The 19,492-nt window shown below is 42.7% G+C and carries 15 protein-coding genes; 10 read left to right on the top strand and 5 right to left on the bottom strand.

The genetic code is table 11. From position 1 onward, the window contains the following. Nucleotides 1-97 precede the first annotated feature (97 nt). Together mdoH and V6259_RS09840 are read right to left on the bottom strand one after the other, a co-directional pair. Nucleotides 98-2,215, bottom strand: coding sequence for a glucans biosynthesis glucosyltransferase MdoH (gene mdoH / locus V6259_RS09845; protein ID WP_341584389.1), 2,118 nt, complete (start codon nt 2,213-2,215; stop codon nt 98-100). Further along, nucleotides 2,212-3,924: a glucan biosynthesis protein G gene (locus tag V6259_RS09840; protein WP_341584388.1), complete on the bottom strand. Its 1,713-nt coding sequence runs from the start codon at nt 3,922-3,924 to the stop codon at nt 2,212-2,214. Before V6259_RS09840 ends, mdoH begins: the two co-directional genes overlap by 4 nt. Nucleotides 3,925-4,351: 427 nt before the next feature. On the opposite strand from V6259_RS09840, the gene V6259_RS09835 reads away from it, so the two are divergent. Next, nucleotides 4,352-5,596 carry a PqiA/YebS family transporter subunit gene (locus V6259_RS09835; RefSeq protein WP_341584387.1) on the top strand — a complete coding sequence of 415 codons (1,245 nt, stop codon included), beginning with the start codon at nt 4,352-4,354 and terminating at the stop codon, nt 5,594-5,596. Nucleotides 5,597-5,825: 229 nt separating this feature from the next. Next, a complete protein-coding gene (locus tag V6259_RS09830; protein ID WP_341584386.1) occupies nt 5,826-6,659 on the top strand; it encodes an inositol monophosphatase family protein in 834 nt (277 codons plus the stop codon). A 131-nt stretch (nt 6,660-6,790) separates the two neighbouring features. Here the strand turns inward: V6259_RS09830 and hydA are convergent, their stop codons facing one another. The 3 genes from hydA to V6259_RS09815 form a co-directional block, all read right to left on the bottom strand. Then, nucleotides 6,791-8,230, bottom strand: coding sequence for a dihydropyrimidinase (gene hydA / locus V6259_RS09825; protein WP_341584385.1), 1,440 nt, complete (start codon nt 8,228-8,230; stop codon nt 6,791-6,793). 159 nt (nt 8,231-8,389) lie between these two features. Continuing rightward, nucleotides 8,390-9,874 (bottom strand): NCS1 family nucleobase:cation symporter-1, encoded by a 1,485-nt coding sequence (locus V6259_RS09820; protein WP_341584384.1) that lies wholly within the window; start codon nt 9,872-9,874, stop codon nt 8,390-8,392. Nucleotides 9,875-9,980: 106 nt separating this feature from the next. Continuing rightward, nucleotides 9,981-11,222, bottom strand: a complete 1,242-nt coding sequence (locus V6259_RS09815; protein WP_133011631.1) for a Zn-dependent hydrolase — start codon at nt 11,220-11,222, stop codon at nt 9,981-9,983. Nucleotides 11,223-11,556: 334 nt separating this feature from the next. Here V6259_RS09815 and V6259_RS09810 point away from each other — a divergent pair, with 334 nt between their 5' ends. The 8 genes from V6259_RS09810 to V6259_RS09775 all read left to right on the top strand — a co-directional run bounded on the left by V6259_RS09810 (nt 11,557) and on the right by V6259_RS09775 (nt 19,116). Then, nucleotides 11,557-12,213 (top strand): TetR/AcrR family transcriptional regulator, encoded by a 657-nt coding sequence (locus V6259_RS09810; protein ID WP_133011632.1) that lies wholly within the window; start codon nt 11,557-11,559, stop codon nt 12,211-12,213. A 245-nt stretch (nt 12,214-12,458) separates the two neighbouring features. Continuing rightward, a complete protein-coding gene (cofG, locus tag V6259_RS09805; RefSeq protein ID WP_341584383.1) occupies nt 12,459-13,616 on the top strand; it encodes a 7,8-didemethyl-8-hydroxy-5-deazariboflavin synthase CofG in 1,158 nt (385 codons plus the stop codon). Then, the gene (gene cofH, locus V6259_RS09800) at nt 13,613-14,827 is read left to right on the top strand and encodes a 5-amino-6-(D-ribitylamino)uracil--L-tyrosine 4-hydroxyphenyl transferase CofH (protein ID WP_341584382.1); all 1,215 of its coding nucleotides are present in this window, start codon (nt 13,613-13,615) and stop codon (nt 14,825-14,827) included. The genes cofG and cofH overlap by 4 nt, the downstream gene beginning before the upstream one ends. Beyond that, complete coding sequence (gene cofD, locus V6259_RS09795) at nt 14,827-15,786, top strand: 2-phospho-L-lactate transferase (RefSeq protein WP_341584381.1); 960 nt, start codon at nt 14,827-14,829, stop codon at nt 15,784-15,786. Before cofH ends, cofD begins: the two co-directional genes overlap by 1 nt. Then, nucleotides 15,786-16,445 carry a 2-phospho-L-lactate guanylyltransferase gene (gene cofC, locus V6259_RS09790; protein WP_133011636.1) on the top strand — a complete coding sequence of 220 codons (660 nt, stop codon included), beginning with the start codon at nt 15,786-15,788 and terminating at the stop codon, nt 16,443-16,445. The genes cofD and cofC overlap by 1 nt, the downstream gene beginning before the upstream one ends. Then, nucleotides 16,438-17,211 (top strand): coenzyme F420-0:L-glutamate ligase, encoded by a 774-nt coding sequence (gene cofE, locus V6259_RS09785; protein WP_133011637.1) that lies wholly within the window; start codon nt 16,438-16,440, stop codon nt 17,209-17,211. Before cofC ends, cofE begins: the two co-directional genes overlap by 8 nt. Before the next feature lie 105 nt (nt 17,212-17,316). Beyond that, complete coding sequence (gene npdG, locus V6259_RS09780; RefSeq protein ID WP_341584380.1) at nt 17,317-18,009, top strand: NADPH-dependent F420 reductase; 693 nt, start codon at nt 17,317-17,319, stop codon at nt 18,007-18,009. Nucleotides 18,010-18,108: 99 nt separating this feature from the next. Then, nucleotides 18,109-19,116 carry a TIGR03842 family LLM class F420-dependent oxidoreductase gene (locus V6259_RS09775; protein ID WP_133011639.1) on the top strand — a complete coding sequence of 336 codons (1,008 nt, stop codon included), beginning with the start codon at nt 18,109-18,111 and terminating at the stop codon, nt 19,114-19,116. Nucleotides 19,117-19,492 lie beyond the last annotated feature (376 nt).

Below are 19,492 nucleotides of genomic sequence, written 5' to 3'. Positions count from 1 at the left end.
TAATCGTTTTTTGTAAAATAAGAGTGCTCTGAAAGGAGGTGTAGATTATTAAAAGTAAAACTATGGCCGGAGTGATGCCAGCCATAGTTTGTTATTTTTAAGATTGGGGTAAATATTTACCCATCGCTAACATAAGTGATTTGTGTTTCAAAATAGCCAAGCACTCACTCTCTTTGAGGTGCTCATAGAGCTGAGGTATGCTGTCGCTTTGCTCAATTTGCCACTCGGCACAAATACGATTACGGCATAATGTGTTTTCTTCTTCATTAGGAAGTTGAGCAACATACCAATGATAGAATCCTACATCACTGATAAATCGAGACAACGGAGGCTGCTTATCATAATCGTCATCTTTAACGATATGATTTTGCCTGTCGTTAAGGCGTTTAACGATCCCTTTAGGGTGTTTTTCTTCTGAAGAGCGAAGCAACATAAATTTAGACAGTAGATTGCCGCGTTTTTCGCCACCGCTAAGCCAAGAAAGAGGGATAGAAAATACCAAGCCGATGGTAATAGGCAGTGACCAGTAGAAGAGTTCAGGACTAAGAAATAGGGCGGCGCCTGCTAATCCTGCACCCAATAACGTATGAGATAAATGGGCACGCGCGACGGTTTTCCATGGTGTAGCGCCATCATCACGAGACTGTGGTTTCCAGCCGCTATCACGGCCTTTTAAAACATCAAAGACCACCAAGAACTGAGAAAACATTAAAATCGGAGCGTACAACGCCGACATAATAACTTCCAGCAAGGTATCCAATGTCAATAATATTGGACCACCAAACGCCATGCAGCGGCGAGGGTAGATCATAGCGCTGATCCAACCAAAGACCTTTGGTGCGAGGACTAGTGCCATTGAAAGCTCGAATAATAGCCGTGCTTTTTGAAAATCAAAGACCGGCCAAGTTGGGAATAATGACGGGTTAGAAAAATACTCGGGACGGACAAAGTGTGCCTGTACAGCGAGAGCGAAACCCACAGCAATCAGTAAGAACCAAAAGACAGCGCTCAGATAAGAAAAGATACCTGAGAACAAATGAATGCGTGTAGCGAAGTGAAAGCCTTTCGCGAACAAAAATGCCTTATGTTGCAAGTTACCCTGACACCAGCGACGATCTCGTACCATCACATCAATCAGAGATGGTGGCGCTTCTTCGTAAGACGCTTCTAAGTCCATATCAAAGCGCACACCCCAGCCAGCGCGACGTAACATGGCGGCTTCCATAAAATCATGGCTCATAATGTGTCCACCAAAAGGGGCTTTCCCTTCTAAAATAGGCAGACCGCATGCTTCAGCAAACGCTTTGGTGCGAATGATGGCATTGTGTCCCCAGAAGTTCGAGGCTGTGCCATGCCATGCCGCTAGACCAGACGCATAAACCGGTCCGAAACATTGGTTCGCAAATTGTTGTATACGGCTGTACAGAGTATTGGCTTTAATAATGGTGGGTAGCGTTTGTATCAAACCGAGACCAGGTTCAGCAGCCATACGGCGAGATAAACTAATTAAACATTCCGCACTCATCAAGCTGTCGGCATCTAAAACAATCATGCTTTCATAATTAGCACCAAAACGCGTTACCCAATCGGCAATGTTACCCGCCTTACGTTCATTGTTATTATCACGACGGCGATAGTAGATTGGGCAGGCTTGATCATCATGATTTAATAATGGGTAAAAGGTGTGCTTTTCTTTAATGCAGGCTTCGGAGCGATTACTATCACTAAGAATGAAAAAGGCAAATTTACCGGGTGCTTTTTCCAATAAATCTTCATGCATGGCTTCAATGCTGGCACGAATCCGAGCAGGGTCTTCATTGTAAACAGGCAATAAAATAGCAGTAACGCCATCAACATCCACTTCTTTTACTTTGCGAGAAAACGGCCATAGGCGGCATAAAAAACCAATAATCGCTTGCGAAAAAGCAAAAGAGATCCAAGTAAAGTTTATGCAGAATAAGACTAAAAACGCCCATTGCAAACCCGCAATGGCATTGGTGTTTAGCACCGCATACATTTCTGTTGCACCATACCAGGTTAGACCAAGTGTAATGGTTAGCACGCAAAGGCGAGCCAAGAGTGTTCTAAATAGAAACGGCTTGACTAATTTTTTCGCTTTTTGGCGAGCCTCATTCACTTTGTGACGAGGCATGGCAAGTGGTGCTTCTGGCGGTAACGCCAGACGTTCGTACTGACTTCCTTGTGTATTTATCATTTTTGTTTCAACCATCGGTATAACCAGGTGGAAGCAAGTGGTTGATCATTTTCTTTCAACTGCACTCGCAATTCAGCGACGTCTGCCTCTTGAGTATCAAATGTAACGAAAACTCTTAGGCCCTTAATATTAGGATTTTGAACCACCCGAGTCTTAATGATACTGCCTTGGCTGATGCTCGCGTCCACAGCAACTTTACTTAAGTCACTAACGGATAAATTACTATAATCGATCACAACCTCAGGATTGTTATTCGGTAGGCTGACAGTTCTTGCACTGCGTACTATATGCGGTTTGCCCGCTAATATAGGTGTGTCATTAGGCCAGGTCAGCTGGTAGGAGTAGGTATATGGAACGTCTTTTTTTAGACCATCTTTAGGTTCCCAATAAGCAACAATATTATCATTGCTTTTAGAGTTAGAGGGTATTTCTACCAGCTCAATATTGCCAGCGCCCCAATCGTTTAACGGTTTGATCCAACTGGATGGGCGATCTTGGTAGTCGGCGTCCAAATCTTGGTAATCACTGAATTTATTATCACGTTGGATCAGTCCAAAGCCTTTTGGAGATGTATCAAGAAAAGCACTGATTTGTAGTGTTTTAGGATTGTTGAGAGGGCGCCACAATACCTCATCGCTGCCGGTCTGAATTTGTAGACCATCAGAGTTGTGAAGTTCAGGTCGATAATTTGGACGATCTGAATGGTCTAACGTCCCATCGTACATGAACATGGAATTAAGTGGGGCTAAGCCAACATGTTGAATGTCTACTCTTGGAAACAGCGTTGCTTGAACATCGACCCGTGTTGGTGACCCTGGGTAGATACCGAAGCGGAAAGCGCCGGTGACACTTTTACTGTCTAACAGTGCATGCACCACAATGGCTTTTTGAGTAACGGATGGACGCTCGATCCAAAAGTGTTTAAACCTTGGGAATTCTTCCCCTGTGGGTTGTGCAACATTGATAGCAAGACCGCGTGATGAAAGGCCATAAGTTTGCCCTTTCGAAATCGCCCGAAAATAACTCGCACCTTGAAAAACAATAAATTCGTCATTCTGATCCGGTGCATTTAATGGATAATGCAGACGTAATCCAGCGTATTTTCCTGCTTTTGCAATGAGGTCATCAATTTTTTGTGTAGGTGTCGTGAAAGAAGAGGCGGAGACTTCAAGAGGGAAGGCGCGACCATTTTCAACCACATCAATAGAGACTAAGTCTTTATAGAGATAGCCAGGAGCAAACAATTGAATAGAAAAAGGCGTGGGCGTATTTCCCCAAACGGCTTTGTTTTGTTGAAAGTCAATCTTTTCATAGGTGGCGTAGTCTAAATCCGTTAATTCCTTAGGTGCGATATCTGGAGCTTCCATCGGTGATTTAGCAAGTTCTTTGGCAATATTAACCACAGTTTGGGCAGAAAATGCGTAATCTTGCTTTGTGTCTGTGTCCTTGTTTGCTTTAGAGGAATCACTTGTTGCTTCATCTGACGCTTTTACCTTATTTTCCGAGGCCTTACCTTGTTGTTTTGGAACAGCAATATCCGTCTCTGAGGGTTGCGCTGGAGAAGGTGTTATTTCCTTTTGTTGTGGGGTTTCCACATTATCCTTAGTATTTGCTTGGGCCGCTGTTGCTCCACCTTGTGCTTGAGCAAAGGTGCTTAATAAAAATGAGGCGACAAGAAAGAAGGACTTAATAGATTTCGTGTTATGCATAGTAAGAAAAATGAGCTCTAAATAAGAATGCAGAACCGAGTTTGATAAACAGCTCTAAACATAGCGATTTTTTGAGGCTCTAACTCCTTGAGAATCTGTTTAGATGAAGCCTTATGATAAAGCTTTAACATCTTGAAAGTGAGTCTTTGACGTACAAAAATTGAAAAGATTTAGAGAGAGTTTTGCTCGTGTTTCCTAAGAAAGTGCAAGTGATGTCCTTTATTTGTGACTAATTTACATAGAGATACAAATAGGCCTGTTTGTGAGTAAATTATCAATAAAAACTAAACAAAGTGCGTGAGCATTAAGCCTGTCTAGTAGTGTATGAAATTACGTGACTATAGAAAACTATTAATTGTAAAAAGACTTATTTATTAAGAGATTAGTGGTAATTTGATGACTTCAACTTATTTATGACAGGATAGCTATGGGGCGCTATGAATTTGAAGACTGTATTACTGTCTGTGACGAGTGTGATTTGGTTAACCGACTACCTGAGCTTAAATCGAACCAAAAACTGCGGTGCACAAGATGCCATCATATTTTAATTCGTTTACCTAAACGCGGGTTAGAAAAGATTTTGGCTTATGGAAGTGTCGCTTTGCTAATGTTGGTGCTGTCGCTTAGCTTACCTTTTTTGAGTCTTACCTATGCTGGGATGGGGCGAACGGTTACTTTTTGGCAAAGTTTGTCCGTGTTGTTAGGGGAGTCGTCTGTCTTTTTGGGAGCGCTTATTGTTTTTGCGCTATTAGTGTTGCCTGCCAGCTATTTACTTAGCGCTGTTGTGCTTTCTTGGTCGATAAAAAAACGCAAATATAATGCCCTCCAACGATGTTTGCTGCAAACAGTTATTGTTATCAAGCCATGGCTGATGATCGACGTTTTTTTAGTGGGAGCGCTTGTTGCTTTAGTAAAAATGCAAACAATCGCAACGGTAGAGATTGGTTTATCTTTTTGGGCCTTTTGTATTTATGTTTTTTGCCTTTTCAAAACGGGGCCCTTGATTGATCGGCGCTGGCTTTGGTATCAAGTGGCGGGGCCTGTTGTATTGAAGCAAGAAATACTTAGCACGCTAAAGGCTATATCTTCACGCTCTCAAGGCATGGCAGGCTGTCATTTTTGTGGTGCGATCACTTCAATCGATGCTAGTCACTGTGGACGTTGTTGCCATAAAATTTATAGTCGAAAACCGGCAAGTATTAAAGTCACGGTCGCATTACTTGTTGTGGCTTTGATGATGTTTATTGTTGCTAATTTACTGCCTATTATGCAAACCACTTTTCTTGGAATGAATGAACCATCAACAATAGTAGGAGGTGTTTACCAATTATGGGGGATAGGCTCCTACGCCATTTCGATTATTATTTTATTAGCGAGTATTTTTATTCCTCTTGCCAAAATGTTGTCTTTAGGGTGGCTGTGTTGGCAGGCGAGCTACCCAAATGACCGCCCTATAGCTCAAAAGCTCACTCTTTATCGAATAACGAAAGTAATAGGGCGTTGGTCCATGATGGATATTTTTGTCGTAGTGATTTTGACTGGGTTGATACAGGTTGGTGGCGTTATATCGATTGTTCCGGGCTCAGCCGCTTTATCTTTTGCAAGTGTGGTTATTCTGACGATGCTCGCCGCAATGACATTCGATTCTAGATTATTATTGGATCAAGAATAATTGAAATGTAACGAAGTATGGCTAATCTGTCATATTGATATGCTTATATTGAATTCATTCGGTTGGGGTTTAAATTACTCGAATGAATTGCTTGTCTAAACATTGAGTCGGGCAAATAGCGTTCGCTGAATATCATCGTACTTTTAACATCATAGTCGCGTCATGGTATGGTTTTTATCGCATGCTATTTTTCATGAATACTTACCCAAGGACTAAAGGTAATTTTATTATGTTAAGTCGTCAGCAAGAATTAGCAATTATTGAGCAGGTACGAGATGTCGCTAAGCAGGAGATTTTGCCTCGTTTTCGATGCTTACCTTCAGAAGAGATATCTATAAAATCGAGTTTTGATGACTTGGTGACCATTGCAGATTTGGCGACCGAAAAGGAGCTGACTAAGCGTTTCCAAGCTCTGCTGCCCTACGCGAATGTTTTGGGCGAAGAGGCGGTTTCAGACAACCCTTCGTTACTGGACAGTCTTAGTTCTTCCGGCTTATCTATTATTATTGATCCTATTGATGGCACATGGAACTTTGCCAATGGCTTAGCCACTTTTGGGGTATTGATTGCGGCTGTATTTGAGGGGAAAACAGTGTTTGCATTGCTTTATGATCCAGTTTTAGATGATTGGATTGAGGCCAGTTTAGGAAAGGGCTGTTGGTATGGAAAACCGAATCAGGCACCTAGACAAATAACCTTGTCAGATAAGGAAAAAGAACCTCGCCTTGTTGGTGTAATGTCACCGTTTCTTTTTCAGAAAACGTATCAAGAGCCAGTAGCCTTGTTGCAAGTGAGTTATGCTCGCACTAATTCATTACGGTGTTGCTGCCATGAATACCGATCATTAGTGCAGGGTAGTTATGATTTCTTTGTCAGCCCTAAACCTAAAGTTTGGGATCATGCAGCGGGTATTTTGGCCTATCAAGAAGCGGGCGGTTTTGTGAAAATGTTGACTGGAGAAGATTATCAGGCGTCGGTCCGAACAGGCACTATTATAGCGGCCAGAACTGAGAGTATATTGGCTAGAATTACGAATGATTTTAAGGCTATTTTGATCGGATGATTTTATGCTCGCGCCAGTTAATATTGAATTTGGCCAACAGTAGCACGAAAAACGTCCCTTAAAAAAAGGGCATCACGTGCCCTTTTTTACTTTTAGTACAGATAGTTTTAATGCTGTTAGCTTTAAAGCGGTTAGCGAATAACTGCTTTGGGTTTTGATAGACTTTGTCGTTTTTTCAATGACTCGTAATAAGGGGCGTAAGCAGGGCGGTCAATGTATTGGCCATCGCCTGACTGAGCAAGTAACTTGCCTTCGTGCCATGCTAATTTGCCATTACATATCGTCGTTTCTGGAATGCCATGAATCGTCATGCCTTCAAAGATACTGTGCTCAATATTCGATTGGTGCGTTTTCGCTGATAGCGTCTTCTCTGTGTTAGGGTTCCAAATAACCAGATCCGCATCCGCTCCGACTCGCACGCAGCCTTTAGTTGGGTAGAGGTTGAAAATCTTTGCTGTATTAGTGGACGTTAACGCGACAAATTCATTAGGGGTGATTTTGCCTGCATTGACGCCTTTTTCCCATAGCACCATCATGCGCTCTTCGACGCCGGCGGTGCCGTTAGGGATTTGTGTGAAATTGTCTTTGCCCATGGCTTTTTGTTCACTGCAGAATGCGCAATGATCGGTTGCTGTGGTTTGTAGCGTTCCCCCTTGCACACCTTTCCATAGGGCGTCTTGATGATGCTTAGGGCGAAATGGTGGGCTCATGACGTGGGCGGCGGCCGTTGCCCAATCTGGATTTTGATATACACTGTCATCGACGGTTAAATGCCCCGCTAATACTTCGCCAAATATGGTGTGACCATGGTCTTTAGCGTAACGGATAGCATCTACTGCTTCTTCGGTAGATACGTGAACCAAGTAAAGCGGTGCGCCAAGAGTATTGGCAATGCTAATTGCACGATTGGCTGCTTCTCCTTCGACGGAAGAAGGGCGCGACAGAGGATGAGCTTCAGGCCCAGTCATGCCTTGTTCCATGAGTTTGTTTTGAAGATGGTACACCAGCTCACCGTTTTCTGCGTGTACTGTTGGAATAGCGCCTAATTCAACGCATTTAGTGAAGCTGGAAACTAAAATGTCATCGGTGGCCATAATGGCGTTTTTGTATGCCATAAAATGTTTAAAGCTGTTAACGCCATAGTCTTTTACCAGCGTTTCCATTTCTTCCCCAACACTGTCATCCCACCAAGTAATGGCAACATGGAAAGTATAATTTGAATGTGCTTTTTCTGCCCACTCACGCCATTGATGATAAGCCTCTAATAAAGATTGCTGTGGATTAGGAATGACAAAATCGATGATGCTGGTGGTGCCGCCAGCTAATGCGGCTCGAGTACCGGATGCGAAATCGTCTTTGGCGACGGTGCCCATAAAAGGAAGTTGCATGTGTGTATGAGGGTCAATTCCGCCAGGCATAATGAGTTTGCCGGTTGCATCGATGACAGTTGCGTCGCTTGGAGGTGTCATGTTTTGGCCGATGCTAATGATTTTATGACCATCGCATAAGATATCAGCTTGGTAAGTTTCTTCGTGGGTGACGATCGTCCCCCCTTTAATAAACAGGCTCATAGTGTCGTCCTTTTTGTCGGTTTTATTAGTATTTTTGTTCGTATTTATTAAGTTCTGATAGATGTGCTTCTTTGAAATTTCCTGTCGTACAAGTCCTACAGTAGGAGCATCAATGATTAGTTTGATTCTCCTACTGTTTAGGCCTCTCTTATTTCGATATTAAGACGGCATGGCTTGCGTTTGATTAGCTGACGATGCCAGTATTTTGGCCAAAACGAAATAGACAATGGCGCCAGTAAAAGCACCCGTGAACCAGCCGTATCGATAAAACCAATTAATGCTTGGAACACTTAGCGCAGCAATAGTAATCACTACCGGTACGGCAAAGGCGAGCAAGCCAGCATAGTTAAAAGCAGGATAAATACCATTCGGCGTATACAGAGCGACCAAATCAATGTTTTGACGCTTAATTAAGAAGTAATCGACGATCATGATTCCTGCGATAGGGCCTAGTAAGCTTGAGTAACCTAATAGCCAATTAGAGTACATACTTTCAACACTCACATCGGATTCTATCCAGCCCATTTTTTTCAACAGTTCCCAGCTCATTAATAGAATACCAACCAAGCCAGTCAATAACGCACCGCGGGTATGATTGATAAGTTTCGGTGCAATGTTTTGGAAATCGTTCGTGGGAGAGACAACGTTGGCTGCAATGTTTGTAGACAGCGTAGCGATAATGATTAAGACCATCGCGATCGCAACTAAAAATGGGCTGTTGATTTTACCAATTAATGAAATAGGATCAGAAATGGTTTCGCCTACTAATGTTGACGAGGCCGCGGTCAGTACAACACCCAATGCTGCAAAGAAGAACATGGTGATAGGTAAGCCAATAATTTGACCAAGTACTTGGTCTTTTTGTGATTTTGCATAACGGCTAAAGTCAGGAATGTTAAGGGACAAGGTTGCCCAAAAACCAACCATGGCGGTTAAACCACCGAAGAAATATCCCCAAAAGCCAGCGTCTTCAGGGCGATTAGCAGGGGTTGCTAAAATTTCGGTAAAGGAGACCTTACCTCCTGCCCAAATCATCAAGCCAATACTAACAACCAACAATAACGGTGCAGAAAGTGTCTCTAGCCATTTGATTGACTCTGATCCACGTACAACCACAACCATTTGCAGTGCCCAAAATAGAAAGAAGCCAATGACTTCACCAACGCCACCTAAACTTGCCCAGCTTGAAGATATCGCTGATAAAAACAAGTGAATGGCTAGGCCACCAAACATGGTTTGAATGCCGAACCAGCCACACGCAACAAAACCACGAATTAAACAAGGAATATTAGACCCTACTATGCCGAATGAGGAGCGTAATAAAACAGGGAAAGGGATACCGTATTTTGTGCCCGGATAGGCGTTTAATGTGAGGGGAACAAGCAAGATAATGTTGGCAATTAGAATGGTAAGCAAGGCTTCCATAACCGATAAACCAAAGTAGGACGTTAACACGCCACCCAGCGTATAAGAGGGTACGCAAATCGCCATACCTACCCATAACGCGGTGATATTCCACTTGTTCCAAGTGCGATCTTTAATCTTGGTTGGCGCTAAATCGTCATTGTATGCCGAACTTTCTCTGAGGTCTTTATCGACCTCGAGCTCGAAAAACTCACCTTGCTGAATGGACTTGCTTGTCATGTTGCCACCTCTTCGATTTTTTTGATTATGAGTGTTTATTTAGTGTGTATAGCGATGTTCCATTTGAGTAACATAATTATTAAGTGCTTTTATGTATCTTCTTACTTTATTCGTGTTCTTTGGCGATACGTTCACTGGCTTCAAGCATGGAGTGCAACAGTACGTTGGCGCCTGCGCCACATTCTTCTGGAGAGCTATATTCTGCTTCGTTATGACTGATCCCATTAAGGCAGGGTGTAAAAATCATGCCAGTGGGTACCAAGTCGGCCATGTAGCAGGCGTCATGTCCTGCGCCAGCGTAGATATCCATATTGCTGTAGCCTAATTTCTCTGTGGCGGACTTAACATCGTCAGACGCATTAAATTCTACGGGAGCAAAATACCAAAAAGGGTCGATATTAACGTCCAGTTCGTGTTCACTGGCTATCTTCTTACAAAAAGCGAGTAGCTCTTCATGCATGGTCAACAATACGCTGGGAACTGGATTACGTAGATCGGCACTGAATTTCACATTACCGGGAATGGTGTTACGAGAATTTGGCCAGACTTGCATAAAGCCGACAGTACCCAGACCGTTTTCATGGCGGTTTGCAATGGCTTGCATTTCAGTCACAATCGCGGCGGCGGCTAACATGGCATCTTTACGCAAATGCATAGGGGTGGTGCCTGAATGAGAAGGGCGGCCGACAACTTCGATGTTATACCAGCGAATACCTTGTCCTAGTCTTACGATGCCAATGGATTTTTTTTCATCCTCTAGGATTGGACCTTGTTCAATATGAGCCTCAAAGAATGCGCCCATATGGCGACTACCTAGTTCCATCTCACCTAAATAGCCAATACGCTCTAGTTCATCACCGAGTCGAATGCCATTGACGTCGGTTTTATTTAACTCTGTCTCTAGGTCAAAACGGCCAACATAGGTACCAGAACCTTGCATAGCAGGCTGAAAGCGGGAGCCTTCTTCATTCGTCCAAACAGAGAACTCCATTGCCGTTGGTGTTTCGATGTTATTTTCATGGAGTGTGCGAAGTACTTCTACGCCGGAAAGTACGCCAAAAACACCATCAAACTTGCCACCGGTAGGCTGGGTATCAAGGTGGCTACCGGTACCTACGGCTGGTAGATTGTTATTTTTCCCTGGTCGGCGAGCAAAGATATTTCCTATTTTATCGACTTCAATTTCGCAACCGCAAGCCTTACACCAAGAGACGAAAAGGTCACGAGATTGCTTGTCTAAATCGGTCCCAGCAAGGCGATTACAACCACCCTTTTCTGTACCACCAATTTCACCCATTTCCATAAGGGTGTCCCAAAGACGCTTTTCGTTAATACGAAGATCTTGCATAGTGTTCTCCTAGATAACTTAATATTTCTTCAGTATTTTTTTACCAAAAGGTAAAAAAATCACCAAAACGAAGTGAATCACATATTCATTTCGTTAGAAGAGAGAATATAATGGTTCAACGTAAATTCATGATGGTTAAGTGTTTTTTATTGAACTTTACAGAAAGCAATTAGCAGGCCAACTTTTATTATTAATGATTTAGTTGGTGAATTAATTAGAAGTTTAATTAACAGGCTAATTTTAAGTGATTTTCGATGCTACTTTAAAGGTAGAATTAAGTAAATAAAATATCGTGGGTATTTTTTTAGTATTATAAAATAAGGAAGGGCGAATTTTGATTGGAAAAAAATCAAAGCATACAAAGCAATCGGTTAATAGGAAGATACTAGAATCACGTATATTACGTTCGGCTGAAATTGTTTTTGCTTCTAAGGGGTTTAGTGGTGCCTCTATGGAACGCATTGCAGAAATATCTAAAATATCTAAGCAAAACCTCATTTATTACTTTCCAAACAAAGACTTACTGTATAGAAGAGTATTAGAGGAGATTCTTGATATTTGGATAGAGAAACTCTCTTTTCTAGAAAATCATGGTGATACTCCAGAAGAGGTAATACGCAGTTATGTACGTGAGAAAATGCAGATTTCAAGGCTTTACCCAAATGGCTCGAAAGTGTTTGCCCATGAAATTATTAGCGGTGCTCCAGTCCTAAAAGACTATTTGATTAGCCACTTAAAACCACAGTTTGATAGAGATGTTTCGTTAGTTAAGTCTTGGATAAATAAGGGATTAATAGAAAATGTAGATCCTGAGCATTTATTTTTTACGATATGGGCTGCAACACAAACTTATGCGGATTTCTCGACTCAAATTGAAATTTTATTAGGTAGAAGCAGTTTGCATCAAACTGATTTTGAACAAGCTGAGATTGCAGTCACAGATTTTATCGTGCGCGGTCTTGGTGCGCACAAAAAAAATAATAATAATTAACGCCACGTTTTCATCTGTTCAACGTAGAGTAGCTTTGTTTTTAATATAAATTGTTTAAAGAAAAATCTTTCCTATTCATGATCTTAACCATTTAGTTAACTTTTTAGTTAACTAAACTTAAGTTGGTAAGTTTTTTTTGGTGCAAGGATGCACCGAAAAAAAACGATTTACTCTCTTCTGAATTCTTGATATTAATTTTTATACCAAATGGTAAAAAATGAAATTAAGGCTGGTTAGGATTAAATATGATTTCTGTTTCTGATGCTGTATCTAATGAATTTGTCACTGGACCAGACTTGTATGCTCTTTGTCAGCAAGCGGCTCAAGTACGTGATGACTATTGGGGAAAACAACTTACTTATTCAAAAAAAGTTTTCATTCCACTCACTAATATGTGCCGTGATACTTGTGGTTATTGTACTTTTGTACAAGGGCCTGAATCCCCCAATTCCAATTACATGACACCAGATCAGGTATTGAAAACCGCTTTTGATGGTGAAGCACTAGAGTGTAAGGAAGCCTTATTTAGTCTAGGTGAAAGACCAGAAGAGCGGCATCAAAAAGCTCGCGACTTATTAGCGGCCTTAGGCTATGAAAGCACGCTAGATTATCTACATGATCAGTGTGAAAGCGTATTAACACATACCAATCTATTACCCCACGTGAATGCAGGCGCATTGTCTTATAACGAACTGAAGCGGTTAAAACCCGTCGCGGCGAGTATGGGGATGATGCTGGAAAATGTATCCAATGATTTACTTAGAAAAGGTCAAGCACACCATGCTTGCCCAGATAAAACGCCTAAACGACGACTCGATACAATCGAGCAAGCGGGAAAGCTTGATATTGCGTTTACTACGGGGATTTTGATTGGCATTGGTGAAACTTGGCAAGACCGCATTAACAGTTTGGTAGCGATTCGTGATCGACACCTTTCTTACGGACACATACAAGAAGTTATCATTCAAAATTTTCGCGCTAAAGCGGGCACCGTCATGGCGGGTTATCAAGAGCCTAATTTAGATGACATGAAGCGGACGATTGCGATAGCACGTTTGATCCTACCAAAAGAAATTAGCATTCAAGCGCCACCCAATTTAGAAGTGGAATACGGCAGTTACATTAATGCCGGCATTAATGATTGGGGCGGTATCTCTCCGTTAACCAAAGATTTTATTAATCCAGAACGAGCGTGGCCTCAGATTAGTAGCGTAGCGCAAGCTTGTGAAGGATTAGGTTATTCGTTGGCAGAGCGACTGACTATTTATGATCGCTTTCAGCAGCAAGACGATAAATATCTAACGCCCAATTTAACTCATCGAGTCGCATCGCTTGCTAGTCATGCCGCTCGCTCTAACCATCAGTATTCTGGTCATCGGTCAGAAGGAGATATCAGCGCATGAGCTTATCACATTCAATATTGGAAGAAATGCTTCCACCAACCCTATTAAGTCACAATATTAGTGCACCAGTACGTGCCATTTTAGAGCACTCTTTATCGGGTAAAGAGCTGAGTGTGGAAGATGCCTGTGTACTTTTCGCCACGCAAGGTGAAGAAGCTCAAGCGGTGTTAGACATTGCTGACAAAGTACGTGAAAAGCGTGTTGGTAATACTGGCAGCTTTGTTATTACTCGAAACATTAACTTTACCAACGTGTGTTATATGGGTTGTCGGTTTTGTAATTTCGCCAAAGAAAAAGGCGATCAAGATGCGGAGTTTTTGACCGTTGAGCAAGTTGCTGACAAAGCCGAAGAAGCATGGGCCCGCGGAGCAACAGAAGTCTGTATTCAAGGTGGATTACACCCAGATATTGATGCGGATTATTACCGTAACCTTATTATTGCGGTGAAATTTCGAGTGCCAGAAATCCATATCCATGCCTTTTCGCCATTTGAAATTTGGTATGGCTGTAAGAAAGCGCGACTTGAGCCAGAGGTTTTTTTGACTGAGCTGAAAGCGTTAGGGCTTGGCACCATGCCGGGTACCGCTGCAGAAATTTTGGATACTGAGATACGCAAACAACTGACCAAAAATAAACTCACTACAGAAGAGTGGGTTCGCATCGTAAAAGCAGCACATTCTGTGGGTGTTAAAACAACGTCTACCATCATGTACGGCCATGTGGATCAGCCGATTCATTGGGCAAATCATCTTAAGCTATTGCGTGATATTCAAAAAGAAACCGGTGGTTTTACTGAGTTTGTGCCATTGGGATTTATTCATTATGAAACGCGTTTGTTTAACGAGAATCCGGACAAGGTTCGCCCTGGTCCTACCCGTGATGAACATTTCAAAATGCACGCTATTGCACGCCTTATGCTGCAAGGCCATATCGATAATATTCAAGCATCTTGGGTCAAAATGGGACCAGATGTCGCCGCAAAAATGTTGCGATCAGGCGCCAATGATTTAGGCGGAACCCTGATGAATGAGAGTATTTCTCGGGCGGCTGGTGCAACTCATGGTCAAGAAGTGATGCCAGAAGACATGGTTGCCAATATTCATTCAGCAGGATTGAAAGCGATTCAGCGAAATACCGTATATGAGGAACTAAAAACCTTTGCTGTTGATTCGATCACTCACTTGCGTATCCCTGTGCAAGGAGTCGCGTAATGTCCGATTTAACCATTACCTTATTAGCGGGCGGTGTGGGAGGCGCGAAGGCGGCGGAAGGGCTTGCCGCGAGTGCTTATTCTGATGCGACTCACATCATCGGTAATATTGCTGATGATGAAGAGTTCCATGGTTTATGGATATCTCCTGACATCGACACCTTAATTTATTCTCTTGGAGATCAGATTGATCGAGAACGTGGTTGGGGAAGAAAGAATGAGTCCTACCAAGTGCTTAATGAACTCAAAGCGCTGGGTCAAGAGACTTGGATGACCCTTGGGGATTTAGATTTGGCGACACACATCTATCGTACCGAATTGCGTAAACAAGGAGTGAGAGCGAGTCATATTACTCAGCGTTTAGCGAATCGTCATGGTGTACAAGTGCCCATTTTATTACCGACAGACGATGTGGTCCAAACTCAGGTGAGAACCGCGTCTGGTTGGTTGTCTTTTCAAGAGTATTTTGTTCGTGAACACTGCGAACCTAAGGTACTTGGTATCGATTATAAGGGCGCTAAGATCGCTCGAGCTACATCAGAAGCGCTAAATCAGATTGCAAATAGCGACGTGATTATTGTGGCACCAAGTAACCCAATTGTCAGTATTTGCGCCATTTTAGCGATTCCAGGGATTCAAGAAGCGATTGAGAAAAGTGGTGCTTATGTGATTGCTATTTCACCGTTAATTGCTGGTAAAACGATCAAAGGCCCTGCGGATAAAATGTTGGAAAGTATGGGTAAAAGCACCGATTCTAAAGGTATTTATCAGTGTTATTCCTCTTTTCTAAATGCGCTGGTTATTGATGATGTAGACCGCAGCGACGCTCCTTGGTTAGAAGGCAAAGGTTTGGATGTATTGGTTACGCCTACCTTTATGAGTAGCACTGAGGATAAGCGTGCTTTGCTAACAGACGTCGTGGCGTTTGCGCTAGCGCAACGTCAACAGAGGGTGGCCTAATGAGCAAACTTTGTATTGTGATTCCGATGAAATGTCCTAAACGTGCAAAGCAGCGATTAGCGACGTGTTTGCCTCAAGTGGAGCGCGAAAGTCTTGCTATCAGTATGTTTCAAAATACCTTGGCGTTTTTCCGTACACACTTTCCAGACTTACAAGTCATGGTGATCAGTGAGTCTTCTGAGATGTTGGCGTTGGCGTCTTCCTATTCCGCACAGACGGTATTAGAAAAAGGATCAAAAGGCTTAAACGGGGCATTACTACAAGCATGTGAATGGGTGAACAAAGCAGGGTTTAGCCATCAAATGATTGTTCCGAGTGATATTGCGCTGCTGGATAAATGTGAATTTAGTGTCTTGCTGAAAGCGGCTAAACGTCATCAGGTCGTTGTTGCTAAAGCGAAAGATGGCGGCACGAATGCACTGGTGACATCGCCACCAAATGCGATTGATTTCCACTATGGGCAGAACTCTGCAGAAAAGCATGGAATGGATGCTTTAGATCACGATTTGTCTTTTTGCCAATTAGAGCTGCCGAATTTGTCACAAGATATAGACCAAAGTGATGACCTAGAAAGAGCGATTGCTCAGCAGCCGGAACGCTTTTTAGCGTGGCGCCATTTGTCTAATACGGATCTTATGAAGGAGAGACAGTATGCCTGAGTCTATGTCCATGTTTCGCCTTGAAGGCTTGCCTGATTTCCAGCACGGGGATGATCTTGCGCAAGTAATTATCGACACACTGATTGCTCAGCAGAAAGCGCTAGTGGCTGGCGATATTTTAGTCATTGCTCATAAGGTAGTGTCGAAAAGCGAAGGTGCTTGTGCCTATTTAGATCAAATTACACCGAGCTTAGAAGCCATTGAGCTGGCCAAGAGCGTTAATAAAGATCCAAGAAAAGTCGAAGTGATTTTATCTCAATCGAAACGCATTGTACGTGCGGTTAAGCGCCCTGATCAGCAAGAAGGAGTACTGATTGCTGAGCACAAAAATGGTTACATCTGCGCCAATGCCGCGGTAGATGAATCCAATGCAGATCATCCAGGCCAACTTATTTTACTCCCTGAAAATCCGGATCAAAGTGCACGACTACTGTGCAAGCGATTGGAAGCGCATTTTGGTTGCTCTTTGGGCATTGTCATCAGCGATACCTTTGGACGTCCTTGGCGCTTGGGTCAGACCAATGTGGCAATCGGTCTCGCTAATGTTCCTGGGGTGATGAAGATGGAAGGAGAGCTAGATGCATTTGGCCGTCCTCTTAGTGTAACCGCACCCGCTTTTGCGGATGAGTTAGCCGCAGCGTCTGGCTTGCTGATGGAAAAAAGCGCTAAGGCTCCAGTGATTGTTTTTCGGGGACTTGATTGGCCAAAAACAGATAGCAGTAGCCGCGATCTTATTCGGGCACAAAACGAAGACCTTTTTAAGTAAAGGCCGTGCTAAGAGCGATTAGTAATTAAGAGCTATCAGTAATAAAAAACATAAGAACGAAACTATTAATAAATAGACAGCATGCTTAATCAAAAGGAAGCAAGAATGAATACAGATATCGGAACCGTCGCTATTATTGGTGGCACAGGCCCACAGGGGAAAGGATTAGCATTGCGATTAGCGATGGCTGGCGTCAGTGTTGTATTAGGCTCTCGTGATGCGAGTAAAGCACAAATTGTGGCTGATGAATTGATCGCTCAATTGGCTGAACTGGGTACTCAATCTGCAAATATTAGTGGGTTGTCTATGGAGGACGCGACTAAGGTCGCCACGGATATGGTTATTTTGTCCGTGCCTTTTAGTGGTCACGATGCCACCTTGGAAGTCTTAAAGCCTTTGCTGGAAGGCAAGATTCTAGTGGATATTGTGGTGCCATTAGCACCGGGTAACCCTAAAGCTGTTGAGATGCCAGCAGAAGGTTCCGTTACGGAGCACGCTCAAGCTTTGCTTGGTGAAAGCATCCCTGTAGTTGGTGCCTTGCATAATGTGTCAGCGATTACTTTGAATGACCTGTCTCGCTCTATTAACTGCGATATCTTGGTTTGTGGTAACGATTTAGCGGCGAAAAAACGCGTTATGGCGCTGGTCGATACTATGGGAACTAAAGCTTATAACGCAGGGCTTGCAGAAAGCGCCCGCTGTATTGAAGCCATTACACCTATCTTGATTCGTTTGAATATTTCAAAAGACGTGCCGTTTAGTCATGCCGGTATTCGTATCTGTCCACCTGAACATTAAGTTTACTAACGGGCCTTTAGCTCGGGTTATTCAAGATTTGAAATATAGAAACTAAAAGAAAAATCCAAAAGACACAAAAATCATAAAGAGGAACACATCATGGAATTCGGTATTACTTTTAAAGGCTTTGTAAGTCCAGATCGAGCACGAAACTTGGTACGTCAGGCAGAAGAAGCCGGTTTTGATTATTGCTGGTTTTACGATTCTCACATTTTATGGCGCGAGTCGTTTGTGGCCATGGCAATGTGTATGGAACACACAAAAACTATGCGTTTTGGCCCATGTGTAACCAATCCAAATATTCGTGATTGGTCGTTGTCAGCGAGCTTGTATGCCAGCTTAGCGCTGCAAAGTAATGGTCGTTTTGATATTGGTTTAGGGCGTGGAGATTCTTCTATGCGCGTCATGGGGAAAAAGCCTGCGACACTCGCGCGTTTGGCAGAGTTCACAACTAAAGTGAAAGCCATGGTTCGTGGTGATGAAGTGGAGTACGGAGAATGTCCTGAAGCGGTAAAATTGCCTTGGGCCACAGGTTATGAATTGCCTGTTTGGATTGGTGCTTATGGACCAAAAGCGCTGGCAACAGCAGGTGAAGTAGGCGATGGCTTAATTCTACAAATCGGCGATCCTAGTTTGGTAACTTGGTTTAAAGATCAAGCGATTCAAGCGGGTGAAAAAGCTGGACGAGATATGTCTAACTTTAAAGTACAGGCCGCTGCTCCTGCCTATTTTGGTGATATGGATTACTGCATCGAACATACGAAATGGTTCCCTGCGATGGTGGGTAATCATGTTGCCGATATCGTTGAAAAATACGGCAGTGATTCTGGCTTAGTGCCAAAAAGTTTGACGGATTACATTGAAAAGCGTCGTGGTTACGACTATTCAAAACATGGCCAAAGCGATAACCCATTTTTGGACTTTATCACGGAAGATATTGTGAAAAGCTTCTGTGTCCTTGGTACAGTTGAAGATCATATAGCTAAGGTAAAAGCGCTAGAAGAGGCCGGTACTACGCAGTTTAATATCTATTTAGACAGTGGTGATGAAGAAGAAATTATTGCTAAGTATGGCCGTCATATTATTCCTAAGTTTAAGAAAGCATAAGCAAAGGTGTAGATGGCTTATTTAGAAAAAAGAGGTTATAAAATAGATAGGCTTATTTTTTCAAGTGAAAGAGAGTTGGTCTAGCGTTACAGATGTGCTCTCTTTATAATGCTAAAAATACTGAAATGGTCAACGAACTACGTTGGCCATTTTTCGTTTTTCAGCATCAAGTATCTCAATTAGGTAAGTTATTGCTTTAAATCGCTCTTTTCTAAAGAGAATTTCTCGCATTTTTGTATTCAGCATAAATATCCCTACTTTTTACATACTCCCGAAATAACCTTTAACAATACGGTGATACACGTTTTTTATTGCCTTCATTAGCTGATTAAACCTAACCAGTTGGTCGGTTGGTAATGAAGCTTGTCAATAAGGC

Source organism: Marinomonas sp. TI.3.20, assembly GCF_038155025.1.
In the GTDB taxonomy this organism is placed as follows: Bacteria; Pseudomonadota; Gammaproteobacteria; order Pseudomonadales; family Marinomonadaceae; genus Marinomonas; species Marinomonas flavescens.
This window is presented reverse-complemented; position numbering and strand designations above follow the sequence as displayed.

Coding starts and splice junctions, on each gene's coding strand:
- V6259_RS09815 (WP_133011631.1), bottom strand. CDS start 11,222: ATGCAAGATCTTCGTATTAACGAAAAGCGTCTTTGGGACACCCTTATG.
- mdoH (WP_341584389.1), bottom strand. CDS start 2,215: ATGATAAATACACAAGGAAGTCAGTACGAACGTCTGGCGTTACCGCCA.
- cofC (WP_133011636.1), top strand. CDS start 15,786: ATGAGCAAACTTTGTATTGTGATTCCGATGAAATGTCCTAAACGTGCA.
- cofG (WP_341584383.1), top strand. CDS start 12,459: ATGATTTCTGTTTCTGATGCTGTATCTAATGAATTTGTCACTGGACCA.
- V6259_RS09840 (WP_341584388.1), bottom strand. CDS start 3,924: ATGCATAACACGAAATCTATTAAGTCCTTCTTTCTTGTCGCCTCATTT.
- cofH (WP_341584382.1), top strand. CDS start 13,613: ATGAGCTTATCACATTCAATATTGGAAGAAATGCTTCCACCAACCCTA.
- npdG (WP_341584380.1), top strand. CDS start 17,317: ATGAATACAGATATCGGAACCGTCGCTATTATTGGTGGCACAGGCCCA.
- V6259_RS09830 (WP_341584386.1), top strand. CDS start 5,826: ATGTTAAGTCGTCAGCAAGAATTAGCAATTATTGAGCAGGTACGAGAT.
- V6259_RS09835 (WP_341584387.1), top strand. CDS start 4,352: ATGGGGCGCTATGAATTTGAAGACTGTATTACTGTCTGTGACGAGTGT.
- hydA (WP_341584385.1), bottom strand. CDS start 8,230: ATGAGCCTGTTTATTAAAGGGGGGACGATCGTCACCCACGAAGAAACT.
- V6259_RS09775 (WP_133011639.1), top strand. CDS start 18,109: ATGGAATTCGGTATTACTTTTAAAGGCTTTGTAAGTCCAGATCGAGCA.
- cofD (WP_341584381.1), top strand. CDS start 14,827: ATGTCCGATTTAACCATTACCTTATTAGCGGGCGGTGTGGGAGGCGCG.
- cofE (WP_133011637.1), top strand. CDS start 16,438: ATGCCTGAGTCTATGTCCATGTTTCGCCTTGAAGGCTTGCCTGATTTC.
- V6259_RS09820 (WP_341584384.1), bottom strand. CDS start 9,874: ATGACAAGCAAGTCCATTCAGCAAGGTGAGTTTTTCGAGCTCGAGGTC.